12 protein-coding genes are annotated in these 13,230 nt (G+C 69.9%); all 12 read left to right on the top strand.

All coding sequences use genetic code 11. From position 1 onward, the window contains the following. The first annotated feature begins 53 nt into the window (after positions 1-53). The 12 genes from P3L51_RS31025 to P3L51_RS30970 all read left to right on the top strand — a co-directional run bounded on the left by P3L51_RS31025 (position 54) and on the right by P3L51_RS30970 (position 12,819). A complete protein-coding gene (locus P3L51_RS31025) occupies positions 54-1,484 on the top strand; it encodes a UDP-N-acetylmuramoyl-tripeptide--D-alanyl-D-alanine ligase (protein WP_354608655.1) in 1,431 nt (476 codons plus the stop codon). Further along, entirely contained in the window at positions 1,481-2,551 is a 1,071-nt protein-coding gene (mraY, locus tag P3L51_RS31020) for a phospho-N-acetylmuramoyl-pentapeptide-transferase (protein WP_354608654.1), read from the top strand. The genes P3L51_RS31025 and mraY overlap by 4 nt, the downstream gene beginning before the upstream one ends. Next, positions 2,548-3,999: a UDP-N-acetylmuramoyl-L-alanine--D-glutamate ligase gene (gene murD, locus P3L51_RS31015; RefSeq protein ID WP_354608653.1), complete on the top strand. Its 1,452-nt coding sequence runs from the start codon at positions 2,548-2,550 to the stop codon at positions 3,997-3,999. The genes mraY and murD overlap by 4 nt, the downstream gene beginning before the upstream one ends. 85 nt (positions 4,000-4,084) lie before the next feature. Then, positions 4,085-5,587, top strand: a complete 1,503-nt coding sequence (gene ftsW, locus P3L51_RS31010; protein ID WP_354608652.1) for a putative lipid II flippase FtsW — start codon at positions 4,085-4,087, stop codon at positions 5,585-5,587. Positions 5,588-5,593: 6 nt separating this feature from the next. Beyond that, the gene (murG, locus tag P3L51_RS31005) at positions 5,594-6,688 is read left to right on the top strand and encodes an undecaprenyldiphospho-muramoylpentapeptide beta-N-acetylglucosaminyltransferase (protein WP_354608651.1); all 1,095 of its coding nucleotides are present in this window, start codon (positions 5,594-5,596) and stop codon (positions 6,686-6,688) included. A 13-nt stretch (positions 6,689-6,701) separates the two neighbouring features. After that, positions 6,702-7,499, top strand: a complete 798-nt coding sequence (locus P3L51_RS31000; RefSeq protein WP_354608650.1) for a cell division protein FtsQ/DivIB — start codon at positions 6,702-6,704, stop codon at positions 7,497-7,499. A 275-nt stretch (positions 7,500-7,774) separates the two neighbouring features. Continuing rightward, a complete protein-coding gene (gene ftsZ, locus P3L51_RS30995) occupies positions 7,775-8,989 on the top strand; it encodes a cell division protein FtsZ (RefSeq protein WP_354608649.1) in 1,215 nt (404 codons plus the stop codon). After that, entirely contained in the window at positions 8,986-9,738 is a 753-nt protein-coding gene (gene pgeF, locus P3L51_RS30990; RefSeq protein WP_354608648.1) for a peptidoglycan editing factor PgeF, read from the top strand. The genes ftsZ and pgeF overlap by 4 nt, the downstream gene beginning before the upstream one ends. After that, positions 9,735-10,454, top strand: a complete 720-nt coding sequence (locus tag P3L51_RS30985; RefSeq protein ID WP_354608647.1) for a YggS family pyridoxal phosphate-dependent enzyme — start codon at positions 9,735-9,737, stop codon at positions 10,452-10,454. The genes pgeF and P3L51_RS30985 overlap by 4 nt, the downstream gene beginning before the upstream one ends. A gap of 124 nt (positions 10,455-10,578) precedes the next feature. After that, positions 10,579-11,196, top strand: coding sequence for a cell division protein SepF (locus tag P3L51_RS30980; RefSeq protein ID WP_031231917.1), 618 nt, complete (start codon positions 10,579-10,581; stop codon positions 11,194-11,196). A gap of 68 nt (positions 11,197-11,264) precedes the next feature. After that, entirely contained in the window at positions 11,265-11,561 is a 297-nt protein-coding gene (locus tag P3L51_RS30975) for a YggT family protein (protein ID WP_354608646.1), read from the top strand. A 49-nt stretch (positions 11,562-11,610) separates the two neighbouring features. Beyond that, positions 11,611-12,819, top strand: coding sequence for a DivIVA domain-containing protein (locus tag P3L51_RS30970; protein WP_354608645.1), 1,209 nt, complete (start codon positions 11,611-11,613; stop codon positions 12,817-12,819). The last annotated feature ends 411 nt before the right edge of the window (positions 12,820-13,230 follow it).

Here is a 13,230-nt window from a genome sequence, read left to right as displayed (position 1 = left end):
GCGCCCGGCGCGGCCCCGTCCATCACCCGCCCTCCAATCGCAGGACGGTCCCAGTGATCACCCTCTCCCTCGCCGAGATCGCCACCATCGTCGGCGGACGGTCGCACGACATACCGGATCCGGCCGTCCAGGTCACCGGCCCCGTCGTCATCGACTCCCGCCAGGTGGCCGACGGCAGCCTCTTCGTCGCCTTCGCCGGCGAGAACGTCGACGGCCACGACTACGCCCGCAAGGCCGTCGAGGCGGGCGCCGCGGCCGTACTGGCCGTCCGGCCCGTCGGCGTCCCCGCCATCGTCGTCGAGGACGTCGTGCAGGCCCTCGGCGCCCTCGCACGCGCCGTCGTGGAGCGCGCCGGCGCCACGACCGTCGCGCTCACCGGATCGTCGGGCAAGACCAGCACCAAGGACCTCATCGCCCAACTCCTGCGGCGCGAGGCCCCGACCGTCTGGCCCGACGGCAACCTCAACAACGAGATCGGACTCCCGCTCACCGCCCTGCGCGTCGCCGAGGACACCCGTTTCCTCGTCCTGGAGATGGGCGCACGCTACATCGGGGACATCCGCTACCTCACCGGACTCGTCCCACCGAGGATCGGACTCGTGCTGAACGTCGGCACCGCCCACATCGGCGAGTTCGGCGGACGCGAGCAGATCGCCCTGGCGAAGGGCGAGATGGTCGAGTCGCTGCCGCCCGCCGACGAGGGCGGCGTGGCCGTCCTGAACGCCGACGACCCCCTCGTACGCGCGATGGCCACCCGCACCAAGGCGCGCGTGGTGCTGTTCGGAGAGTCCGACGAAGCAGACGTACGGGCAGAGAACGTCCACGTCGACCCCCTCGGCAGACCCTCCTTCCGCCTTCGAACACCCACCGGGTGCAGGGACCTGACGCTGCGGCTGTACGGTGAGCATCACGTGTCGAACGCGCTCGCCGCGACCGCCGTCGCCCATGAGTTGGGCATGTCCGTCGACGAGATCGCCCTGGCGCTCTCCGAGGCGGAAACCCTCTCCCGCTGGCGTATGGAGGTCACCGAGCGCGCGGACGGCGTGACGATCGTCAACGACGCCTACAACGCGAACCCCGATTCCATGCGAGCAGCGCTCCGCGCGCTGGTCGCCATGGGCGGTGCCGCCAGGGAAACCGGCGGACGCACGTGGGCGGTGCTCGGCCCGATGGCCGAACTCGGTGACGAGGCGCTCGCCGAGCACGACGCGGTCGGACGGCTCGCCGTCCGGCTCAACGTCAGCAAGCTCGTCGCAGTCGGGGGCAGGGAAGCGTCCTGGCTGCGATTGGGCGCCTACAACGAGGGTTCGTGGGGTGAGGAGTCGGTGCACGTGTCCGACGCGCAGGCGGCGGTCGATCTGTTGCGCAGTGAACTGCGTTCGGGAGACGTCGTGCTGGTGAAGGCTTCCAGGTCGGCCGGACTGGAGCGGGTCGCCCAGGCACTGCTCGAGAACGCAGTCGAGGGTGAGGTCTCCGGCCGATGAGGCAGATCCTCTTCGCGGGAGCCATCGGGCTCTTTCTGACCCTGATCGGCACGCCGCTGCTGATCAAGCTGCTGGCCCGCAAGGGCTACGGCCAGTTCATCCGGGACGACGGCCCGCGCAGCCACGGCAGCAAGCAGGGCACACCCACCATGGGTGGCATCGCCTTCATCCTCGCCACCCTGATCGCCTACGCCCTGGCGAAGGTGATCACCGGCGAGGACCCGAGGTTCTCCGGTGTGCTGGTCCTGTTCCTGATGGCGGGGATGGGCCTGGTCGGCTTCCTCGACGACTACATCAAAATCGTCAAACAGCGTTCGCTGGGCCTGCGGGCCAAGGCGAAGATGGCCGGACAGCTGATCGTCGGCATCACCTTCGCGGTGCTCTCGCTCCAATTCGCCGACCTGCGCGGCAACACCCCGGCCTCCACCAAGCTGTCCTTCGTCACGGACTTCGGCTGGTCCATCGGACCGGTGCTGTTCGTGGTCTGGGCGCTGTTCATGATTCTCGCCATGTCCAACGGCGTGAATCTGACGGACGGTCTGGACGGCCTGGCCACCGGCGCGTCGGTGATGGTCTTCGGCGCGTACACCTTCATCGGCCTCTGGCAGTTCCAGGAGTCCTGCGCCAACGCGCTGACGCTGACCAACCCCGACGCCTGTTTCGAGGTACGAGATCCACTCGACCTCGCCGTCGTCGCCTCCGCCCTCATGGGCTCCTGCTTCGGCTTCCTGTGGTGGAACACCTCACCCGCCAAGATCTTCATGGGTGACACCGGCTCGCTCGCGCTCGGCGGCGCCCTCGCGGGCCTCGCCATCTGCTCCCGTACGGAACTCCTGATCGCCCTGCTCGGCGGCCTCTTCGCCCTCATCACCATGTCCGTGGTGATCCAGGTCGGTTCGTTCCGCCTCACCGGCAAGCGCGTCTTCAGGATGGCCCCGCTCCAACACCACTTCGAACTCAAGGGGTGGTCCGAAGTCCTTGTCGTGGTCCGCTTCTGGATCATCCAGGGCATGTGCGTGATCGTCGGACTCGGACTCTTCTACGCGGGCTGGGCGGCCGACAAGTGAGCGACCGTCAGCCGGGCGGCCCCCGGGACCGGTGGCACGGCAAGCGGGTCACCGTCGCCGGTCTCGGGGTCTCCGGGATCCCGGCGGCCCGCGCGCTGCGGGACCTGGGCGCCGAGGTCACGGTCGTCAACGACGGCGACGACGAGCGCGCCCGTACCCAGGCCGCCGAACTGTCCGCCGCCGGTGTCACCGTACGGCTCGGCGACGGCGCGACCCTCCCCGAGGGAACCGAACTCGTCGTCACCACGCCCGGCTGGCAGCCCGACAAGCCCCTCTTCCTGGCCGCCGCCCGGGCCGGCGTACCGATCTGGGGGGACGTCGAACTGGCCTGGCAGCTCAGGGGCCCCGACGCGGCCCCCTGGCTGGCCGTCACCGGCACCAACGGCAAGACCACGACCGTCCGGATGCTCGCCGCGATCCTCCGCGCGGCGGGCCTGCGCACCGAGGCCGTCGGCAACATCGGCGTCTCGCTGCTCGACGCCGTACTGCCCGACGAGAACGGCCGGGAGAAGTACGACGTCCTCGCCGTCGAACTCTCCAGCTACCAGCTGCACTGGGCGCCGAGCCTGCGCGCCCACTCCGCCGCCGTGCTCAACATCGCGCCCGACCACCTCGACTGGCACGGCTCCATGGAGGCGTACACCGCCGACAAGGGCCGGATCTACGAGGGGAACACCGTCGCCTGCGTCTACAACGTCGCCGACAAGGTGACCGAGGACCTGGTGCGCGAGGCCGACGTCGAGGAGGGCTGCCGCGCGATCGGCTTCACCCTCGGCACCCCCGGCCCCTCCCAACTCGGCGTCGTGGAAGGCATCCTGGTCGACCGGGCCTTCGTCGAGAACCGCGCCGCACAGGCCCAGGAGCTCGCCGAGGTCACCGACGTCAACCCGCCCGCCCCGCACAACATCGCCAACGCCCTCGCGGCGGCGGCCCTCGCCCGCGCCTACGGCGTCGCACCAGCCGCCGTACGCGACGGACTGCGCGCCTTCCGCCCGGACCCGCACCGCATCGAACACGTCGCGGACATCGCGGGCGTCAGCTACATCGACGACTCCAAGGCCACCAACACCCATGCCACCGAAGCCTCACTGGCGGCCTACGACCCGATCGTCTGGATCGCCGGCGGGCTCGCCAAGGGCGCGTCCTTCGACGAGCTGGTCGAGAAGTCGGCGAAGCGGCTGCGCGGCGTGGTCCTCATCGGCCGCGACCGGGCGCTGATCGCCGAAGCCCTCGCGCGACACGCCCCCGAAGTCCCGGTCGTGGACCTCGAACAGACGGACACTGGGGCGATGTCGGCCGCGGTCCGTGCGGCGGCGCGCCTCGCGAAGACCGGGGACACCGTCCTGATGGCCCCGGCCTGCGCCTCGATGGACATGTTCGTCAACTACAACAAGCGGGGCGAGGCGTTCGCGGACGCGGTCCGCGCACTCGCCGCCGAGCACGCCTGACCGACCGGCGAGAAGCCCTGCGAGCGCGAGCCGCGACAGCCCCACCGGCCGGTCGTGCCGCGCACGACTGGAGGGGACAGCGAAGATGCCGGCCGACGACACCGCGGGCACGGACCCGCGCCCCGCGCGTCCCTCGGTACGGAGGCGGTTCCCCGCCCTCGTACCGTCCTTCGCCCCGCAGCCCCTCGCGCTGCCAGGAGTGTCCACCGGCGCCGTCACGGGGCCCGCGGGGCCGCCGGTACCGCTCGGCCTCGCGCTGCGCGGCCGGGCCCCCGGAGCGGCCGTACGGCGCGCTCCCGCCGTACGCGGCAGGGCCACCGGACCCGGCGTTCGATCGCCCCGCCCACCGCGCGGCAACAGGGTGCGGCGGGTGTACGAGCGGGCCCGCCGCGCCTGGGACCGGCCGCTCACCGCGTACTACCTGATCTTCGGCGCCGGCCTGCTGCTCACCGTGCTCGGTCTGGTGATGGTCTACAGCGCCTCGATGATCAAGGCGCTGGAGCTCTCGCTGCCCGGCTCGTATTTCTTCCGCAAACAGTTCCTGGCCGCCGTCATCGGCTCCGGACTGATGCTGCTCGCCTCCCGGATGCCCGGCAAACTGCACCGCGCGCTCTCCTACCCGCTGCTCGTCGGCGCCGTCTTCCTGATGGTCCTCGTGCAGGTCCCGGGGATAGGGCACGCGGTCAACGGCAACCAGAACTGGATCTATCTCGGTGGCCCCTTCCAGCTCCAGCCCAGCGAGTTCGGCAAGCTGGCGCTGATCCTGTGGGGCGCCGATCTGCTCGCCCGCAAACAGGACAAGCGGCTGCTGACCCAGTGGAAGCATCTGCTGGTGCCGCTCGTCCCGGTCGCCTTCATGCTGCTCGGTCTGATCATGCTCGGCGGCGACATGGGCACCGCCATCATCCTGACCGCGATCCTCTTCGGACTGCTGTGGCTGGCGGGGGCGCCCACCCGGCTGTTCGGCGCCGTACTCGGCGTCGCCCTCACCCTCGGCTTCATCCTGATCAAGACCAGCGCCAACCGCATGTCCAGGCTCGCCTGCATCGGCGCGACGGACCCCGGTCCCGGCGACCGGTGCTGGCAGGCCGTGCACGGCATCTACGCGCTGGCCTCCGGCGGATGGTTCGGTTCCGGACTCGGCGCGAGTGTGGAAAAATGGGGTCAACTCCCTGAGCCTCACACCGACTTCATCTTCGCCATCACCGGGGAGGAACTGGGGCTGGCGGGGACGCTGTCGGTGCTCGCCCTGTTCGCGGCTCTAGGCTATGCGGGTATCCGCGTGGCCGGACGCACGGAGGACCCCTTCGTGAGGTACGCCGCGGGAGGCGTGACCACGTGGATCACGGCGCAGGCCGTGGTCAACGTCGGTGCGGTGCTCGGTCTCCTGCCGATCGCCGGAGTCCCGCTCCCGCTGTTCTCCTACGGAGGGTCAGCCCTGCTGCCGACCATGTTCGCTGTCGGGCTGCTGATCGCGTTCGCGCGGGAGGATCCCGCGGCGAAGGCGGCGCTGGCCATGCGAAGGCCCGGCGTGAGATGGAAGACGATGAGACGGCGCGCCACACGGCGTCCGTCCGGAGAGCGGTGAATTTCGGTGCATGTCGTACTCGCCGGTGGGGGGACCGCCGGCCACATCGAGCCCGCGCTCGCCCTCGCGGACGCCCTGCGGAGGCAGGACCCCACCGTGGGGATCACGGCCCTCGGTACGGAACGCGGACTCGAGACCAGGCTGGTACCCGAGCGGGGGTACGAACTGGCCCTCATCCCCGCCGTCCCGCTGCCGCGCAGACCCACCCCTGAACTGATCACCGTCCCCGGCCGGCTGCGCGGCACCATCAAGGCCGCCGAGCAGATCCTGGAGCGTACGAAGGCGGACTGCGTCGTCGGCTTCGGCGGCTACGTCGCGCTGCCCGGCTATCTCGCCGCCAAGCGGCTCGGGGTGCCGATCGTCGTGCACGAGGCCAACGCCCGCCCCGGCCTCGCCAACAAGATCGGTTCGCGGTACGCGGCGGCCGTCGCCGTCTCCACCCCGGACAGCAAGCTGCGCGGCGCCCGCTACATCGGCATCCCACTGCGCCGTACGATCGCCACCCTCGACCGGGCGCGGGTACGACCCGAGGCGCGCGCCGCCTTCGGGCTCGACCCGAACCTGCCGACACTGCTTGTCTCCGGCGGCTCGCAGGGCGCCCGCAGGCTCAACGAGGTGGTCCAGCAGGCCGCGCCGCTGCTCCAGCGCTCCGGGATCCAGATCCTGCACGCGGTCGGACCGAAGAACGAAATGCCGCGCGTGGACAACATGCCGGGAATGCCGCCCTACATCCCGGTACCGTATGTGGACCGGATGGATCTCGCCTACGCCGCGGCGGACATGATGCTCTGCCGCGCCGGCGCGATGACCGTCGCCGAACTCTCCGCCGTCGGGCTGCCGGCCGCCTATGTACCGCTGCCCGTCGGCAACGGTGAACAGCGGCTCAACGCCCAGCCGGTGGTGAAGGCGGGCGGCGGACTGCTGGTCGACGACGCCGAACTGACGCCCGAATGGGTCCAGGGCCATGTGCTGCCGGTGCTGTCCGATCCGCACCGGCTGTACGAGATGTCCCGCGCGGCCGCCGAGTTCGGCCGCAGGGACGCGGACGAGCTGCTCGTCGGCATGGTGTACGAGGCGGTCGCAGCGCGCCGTCAGGCATAGGGAGGCAGGGCCAGTGGCCGGACCGACGACCGCCGAGCGTGGTGCGGTACGCAGTGGGTCGGAATCCGGCCGCGCCCGTTCGGGGCGGCCCCCGGCTCGCCGTTTCCGGCTTCCCGGGCGCCGTTCTCTGCTTCTTCTCACTTCCGTGATCGCGTTCTGCGCGGGGGGAATCTGGCTGCTTTACGGCTCCGCCTGGCTACGGGTGGAGCAGGTGAGGAGTTCGGGGCTGGGGGTGCTGAAGCCCGCCGAGGTGGAAGCCGTGGCGGCAGTTCCGATCGCCACCCCGCTGATTTCCGTCGACACGCAAGCGATTGAGCGTCGACTTCGTCAGAAGCTGCCGCGTATCGACTCGGTGGATGTCGTACGGTCATGGCCGAACGGCATCGGTCTGAAAGTGACGGAGCGAAAGCCCGCGCTGCTTATCGAAAAGGGCGCAAAGTTCATCGAAGTGGACGCGAAGGGCGTGCGTTTCGCGACCGTCGAGAAGGCCCCGGAGGGCGTGCCCCTGCTGGAATTGACGGCTGATCAGTCGCCGAGTGTGCGACGCTTCACCACCACTCGTCTGATGTCCGAAGCGGTACGCGTCCGGGACGAACTCCCCGGCAAAGTCGCCGAGGACACCCAGGTGGTGAAGGTCCGTTCGTACGACTCCATCTCGCTGGAGTTGAGCGGCGGACGCACCGTGATGTGGGGGAGCGGCGAGGACGGCGACGCGAAGGCGCGCGCTCTCACCGCTCTCATGAAAGCAGTTCCGAAGGCGGCGCACTTCGATGTGAGTGCTCCCACCGCCCCTTCCGTATCGGGGAGTTGACGCGTATATGTGCTGACCAGCACCCTGGTTGGTCAGCGCGGTGCGTGATCACATAGGGTGAAAAGAAAAACGGGAGGTTCGGCGTGTTCGTTGAACGTGCGCCACGTGTCGACTTAGTGTCCTGTTCGGAAGAGTCCAAGAAGCAGACACTCTGGTAACCCTAAACTTCAACGTTAGGGTTCGGGTCGGCGTCCGGACCGTCCCATCGGCATCAGTCGTCGCGTCGCGACAACAGCGAAGCGACGACACGTAACTCGAGGCGAGAGGCCTTCGACGTGGCAGCACCGCAGAACTACCTCGCAGTCATCAAGGTCATCGGTGTCGGCGGCGGTGGTGTCAATGCCATCAACCGAATGATCGAGGTCGGCCTCAAGGGCGTCGAGTTCATCGCGATCAACACCGACGCACAAGCCCTGTTGATGAGTGACGCCGACGTCAAGCTCGACGTCGGTCGTGAACTCACCCGCGGACTCGGCGCCGGAGCGAACCCGGCAGTCGGCCGCAAGGCGGCAGAGGACCACCGCGAGGAGATCGAGGAGGTCCTCAAGGGGGCCGACATGGTCTTCGTCACCGCCGGCGAAGGCGGTGGAACCGGCACCGGCGGCGCTCCCGTCGTCGCCAACATCGCCCGCTCGCTCGGCGCCCTCACGATCGGCGTCGTCACCCGCCCCTTCACCTTCGAGGGCAGACGGCGCGCGAACCAGGCGGAGGACGGCATCGCCGAACTCCGCGAAGAGGTCGACACCCTCATCGTCATCCCCAACGACCGCCTGCTGTCCATCTCGGACCGTCAGGTCAGCGTCCTGGACGCGTTCAAGTCCGCGGACCAGGTGCTGCTCTCGGGTGTCCAGGGCATCACCGACCTCATCACCACGCCGGGTCTGATCAACCTCGACTTCGCCGACGTCAAGTCCGTGATGTCCGAGGCCGGATCGGCCCTCATGGGCATCGGCTCCGCGCGCGGCGACGACCGCGCGGTGGCCGCGGCGGAGATGGCGATCTCCTCGCCGCTCCTGGAGGCGTCCATCGACGGCGCGCGTGGCGTGCTGCTCTCCATCTCCGGCGGCTCCGATCTCGGTCTCTTCGAGATCAACGAGGCCGCGCAGCTGGTGAGTGAGGCCGCGCACCCCGAGGCGAACATCATCTTCGGCGCCGTCATCGACGACGCCCTCGGTGACGAGGTACGGGTCACCGTCATCGCGGCCGGTTTCGACGGCGGACAGCCGCCGACCCGACGCGAGAGCGGACTGACCTCGGCCAAGCGGGACGACCAGCCGTCCTACCGCCCCTCCGCCCCCGAATCCGACTCGGGCCGCTCCTCCGGCGGACTCGGCACGGTCCCCTCGCGTGACGAGGTGCCCGCCCCCGAGCCGGCTCCGGCGGTCAACGAGAAGCCCCTGCCGCCCGTCTCGCCGCCGCACGTCCCGCCGGCCCGTCCTTACCAGGACACCCAGGTCGAAGAGCTGGATGTTCCGGACTTCTTGAAGTGATAGGACAGCACGACACGCCGGACTCGAGGAGCGGCGCCCATTTCGCCTTCACCGACAGGTGGGGCGGGGTGAGCGCCGCTCCGTACGAGCGGCTCAACCTCGGCGGCGCGGTCGGCGACGACCCCGCCGCCGTACGCGCCAACCGGGCCGCCGCCGCCGAGGCCCTCGGGCTCGACGCGGCGCGGGTCGTCTGGATGAACCAGGTGCACGGTCGCGACGTCGCCGTCGTCGAAGGACCCTGGGAGCCGCGCGAGTCGGGCGGGATCCCGGCGGTGGACGCCGTGGTCACCACCAGCCGAGGGCTCGCCCTCGCCGTACTCACCGCGGACTGCGTCCCGGTCCTGCTGGCCGACCCGGTGGCGGGTGTCGCCGCCGCGGCGCACGCCGGACGCCCCGGACTGGTCGCGGGCGTCGTCCCGGCCGCCGTCGAGGCGATGGTCGCACGGGGCGCCGAACCCTCCCGGATCACCGCCAGGACCGGACCCGCCGTCTGCGGACGCTGCTACGAGGTCCCCGAAGCCATGCGGGCCCAAGTCGCCGGAGCCGTACCGGAGTCCTGGTCCGAGACCAGCTGGGGCACCCCCGCCGTCGATGTCACCGCCGGGGTGCACGCGCAGCTCGCCGCACTCGGGGTCGACGACCGGCACCGCTCGGAGATCTGCACGATCGAGTCGGCGGACCACTTCTCGTACCGCCGCGACCGCACCACCGGACGGCTCGCCGGATATGTCTGGCTGGGAGCGTCATGACCGATCGCGCGGCCGAACTCGCCGAAAATCTTCACAAGGTGGAGACCCGTATCGCGTCCGCCTGCGCGGCGGTCGGCCGCGAACGGGACGACGTGACCCTGATCGTGGTCACCAAGACCTACCCCGCGAGCGATGTCCGGCTGCTGCACGGGCTCGGTGTGCGGCACGTCGCCGAGAACCGCGACCAGGACGCGGCGCCCAAGGCCGCCGCGTGCTCGGATCTGTCGCTGACGTGGCACTTCGTGGGTCAGTTGCAGACCAACAAAGTCCGTTCCGTGGTCGGTTACGCCGATGTCGTGCAGTCTGTCGACCGGGTCAAACTCGTCTCGGCGCTCTCCGCCGCCGTCGTGCGCGCGGATCGTGAACTCGGCGTGCTCATCCAGGTGGCGCTCGACGCCGACTCGGGTGCACGCGGCGAGCGGGGCGGCGTCGCGCCGGACGGAATCGGGGAGTTGGCGGCGGCCGTCGCCGAGGCGCCGGGGCTGCGGCTGGACGGTCTCATGACCGTCGCGCCTCTGGCCGGGCCGTACGCCGATCGCCAACGGGCGGCGTTCGAGCGCCTGCTGGAATTGTCATCCCTGCTGCGCGCGGACCATCCTGCTGCGAACATGGTGTCAGCAGGGATGAGTGCGGACCTCGAAGCCGCCGTGGCGGCCGGAGCGACACATGTGCGCGTTGGTACGGCGGTACTCGGAGTCCGCCCCCGGCTCGGGTAACGTCGCGAAGCAAGTCGGACCACAGCAGAAAATATGGTCATTTCCGCCGAAAGATGGAAAGACCGCGTGGATCGAGGGCACTTGGTGACGAGGCCGATCCACCACAGAGCGGAGGACTCAGAGCATGGCCGGCGCGATGCGCAAGATGGCGGTCTACCTCGGCCTCGTGGAGGACGATGGGTACGACGGCCGGGGTTTCGACCCCGATGACGATTTCGAACCCGAGCCCGAACCCGAACGTGAACACCGGCGCCACCAGCCGGTACACCAGGTCGAACGGGACGAACCGGTACGAGTGGTGCAGCCGCCTCCGCAGCGTGAGCGGGAGCGCCAGCCGGTGCCGGTAGCGGCAGAAAGCGGACGTCCTGCCCGAATCGCCCCCGTGGCGTCCATCACACCTGAACGCCCCAGCCTGGAGAAGAACGCACCAGTGATCATGCCCAAGGTCGTCTCCGAACGAGAGCCCTACCGCATCACCACACTGCACCCGCGGACCTACAACGAGGCCCGTACCATCGGGGAACACTTCCGCGAGGGCACCCCGGTGATCATGAACTTGACCGAGATGGACGACACCGATGCGAAGCGACTTGTCGACTTTGCCGCGGGACTTGTCTTCGGTCTCCATGGCAGCATTGAGCGCGTGACGCAGAAGGTGTTCCTGTTGTCGCCTGCTAACGTCGATGTCACGGCGGAGGACAAGGCCCGAATCGCAGAGGGCGGGTTCTTCAACCAGAGCTGAGATTCGACACCGGGAACGACCCGGCCGCGAGGCCGGACCAGAGAAGCCAGGGGAGAGGGAAGCGCGGGATGAGCGTTGCGCTACAGGTGGTCTACATCGCGCTGGTGTGCTTCCTCATCGTGCTGATCTTCCGGCTGGTCATGGATTACGTCTTCCAATTCGCCCGCTCATGGCAGCCCGGCAAGGCGATGGTGGTCGTTCTTGAGGCCACCTACACTGTCACCGATCCACCGCTCAAGCTTCTGCGGCGGTTCATTCCGCCGCTGCGTCTCGGGGGCGTGGCACTCGACCTGTCCTTCTTCGTTCTGATGATCATCGTGTACATCCTCATCTCGGTTGTCAGCAACCTTGCGAGGGGAATGTGAACGATACGGTCTTGCCGACTGCCGACGACTACGTAGAGGTGAAGAAGAGATGCCGTTGACCCCCGAGGACGTGCGGAACAAGCAGTTCACGACCGTCCGCCTCCGAGAAGGCTACGACGAGGACGAGGTCGATGCCTTCCTAGACGAGGTCGAGGCCGAACTGACGCGCCTGCTGCGCGAGAACGAGGACCTGCGCGCCAAGCTGGCCGCCGCGACGCGTGCCGCCGCGCAGAACCAGCAGCAGCAACAGCAGCAGCAGGGGATGCGCAAGCCGCCGGAGCAGCAGGAGCGGCCCGGCGCGCCCGTCCCCGCCGCCATATCGGGACCGCCGGTCCAGCAGCAGCCCCCGCAGATGGGCCAGCCCCAACTGCCCGGCGGGCCCCCGCAGCTTCCCGCCGGCCCCGGCGGCCACGGCCCCGGCCCGGGTGGACACCCCGGCCACGGCCCCGGCCCGCAGGGTCAGCACGGTCCCGGTCCCATGCAGGGCGGCCCCATGCAGGGGCAGATGCAGGGCCAGATGCAAGGTGGCCCCATGCAGGGCCAGATGCAGGGCCAGATGCAAGGGCAGATGCAGGGCGGACCCATGGGTGGCCCGATGGGCGGTCCCATGGGCCACGGCCCGCAGCCCGGTCAGGGCGGCCCCGGCGGCGACAGTGCCGCACGTGTGCTCTCGCTGGCGCAGCAGACCGCCGACCAGGCGATCGCGGAGGCCCGTTCCGAGGCCAACAAGATCGTCGGCGAGGCGCGCAGCCGCGCTGAGGGTCTGGAGCGGGACGCCCGTGCGAAGGCGGACGCCCTTGAGCGGGACGCGCAGGAGAAGCACCGCGTCGCGATGGGCTCCCTGGAGTCCGCGCGGGCGACGCTGGAGCGCAAGGTCGAAGACCTGCGTGGCTTCGAGCGCGAGTACCGGACGCGGCTGAAGTCCTACCTGGAGAGCCAGCTGCGTCAGCTGGAGACCCAGGCCGACGACTCGCTGGCCCCGCCGCGTACGCCGGCCGCGGCCTCACTGCCGCCGTCGCCGTCCATGGCACCGGCCGGTGCGGGCGCGATGGGTCACACCATGGGGGGCAACCCGTCCATGGGTGGCGGGCACGGCCCCTCGTCGGGCGGACCGTCGTACGGGAACCAGCAGCAGATGTCCCCGGCGATGACCCAGCCGATGGCACCGGTCCGGCCGCAGGCGCCGCAGCCCATGCAGCCGATGCAGCAGGCTCCGTCGCCGATGCGTGGGTTCCTGATCGACGAGGACGACAACTGACGGGCCTGGAGCGCGGGAGTCGCGCACAGCCGTCGGCAGGCTGAAGGGCCGGGCCCGGGGTTCACCCCCCGGGCCCGGCCCTGTTTTGCTGCCCGGCTTCTTGCCCCTCCCCGCCCCTTCCCGAAACCGGGGGTTGGCCCCCGGACCCCTCCGAGGTCCCCGACCCTGGCGGGCCGGGCCCCGGCTCCTTGCCGCTGCGCGGCGGTGTCTCTGGGCTGGGGCCGGGTTTTGACCGTTCGCCGGTGTGCGGTGGTGCCTCCGGTCTGGGGGGCGGGTCTTGGCTGTTCGCCGCCGGTAGGGGTGGCTCGACGGGCTCGGTCCTGGCCTTCCGGCGGGGCCGCGGACAGATACGCCCTCGGCCCTGACGGGCCGAGGGCGTTGGGGGTCCGGGGGCCCGCCCCCGGTCTGTCT

Origin of the sequence: Streptomyces panacea, assembly GCF_040560175.1 — a bacterium.
Taxonomy (GTDB): Bacteria; Actinomycetota; Actinomycetes; order Streptomycetales; family Streptomycetaceae; genus Streptomyces; species Streptomyces panacea.
This window is presented reverse-complemented; position numbering and strand designations above follow the sequence as displayed.

Coding starts and splice junctions, on each gene's coding strand:
- mraY (WP_354608654.1), top strand. CDS start 1,481: ATGAGGCAGATCCTCTTCGCGGGAGCCATCGGGCTCTTTCTGACCCTG.
- ftsW (WP_354608652.1), top strand. CDS start 4,085: ATGCCGGCCGACGACACCGCGGGCACGGACCCGCGCCCCGCGCGTCCC.
- P3L51_RS30985 (WP_354608647.1), top strand. CDS start 9,735: ATGACCGATCGCGCGGCCGAACTCGCCGAAAATCTTCACAAGGTGGAG.
- P3L51_RS30980 (WP_031231917.1), top strand. CDS start 10,579: ATGGCCGGCGCGATGCGCAAGATGGCGGTCTACCTCGGCCTCGTGGAG.
- P3L51_RS30975 (WP_354608646.1), top strand. CDS start 11,265: ATGAGCGTTGCGCTACAGGTGGTCTACATCGCGCTGGTGTGCTTCCTC.
- P3L51_RS30970 (WP_354608645.1), top strand. CDS start 11,611: ATGCCGTTGACCCCCGAGGACGTGCGGAACAAGCAGTTCACGACCGTC.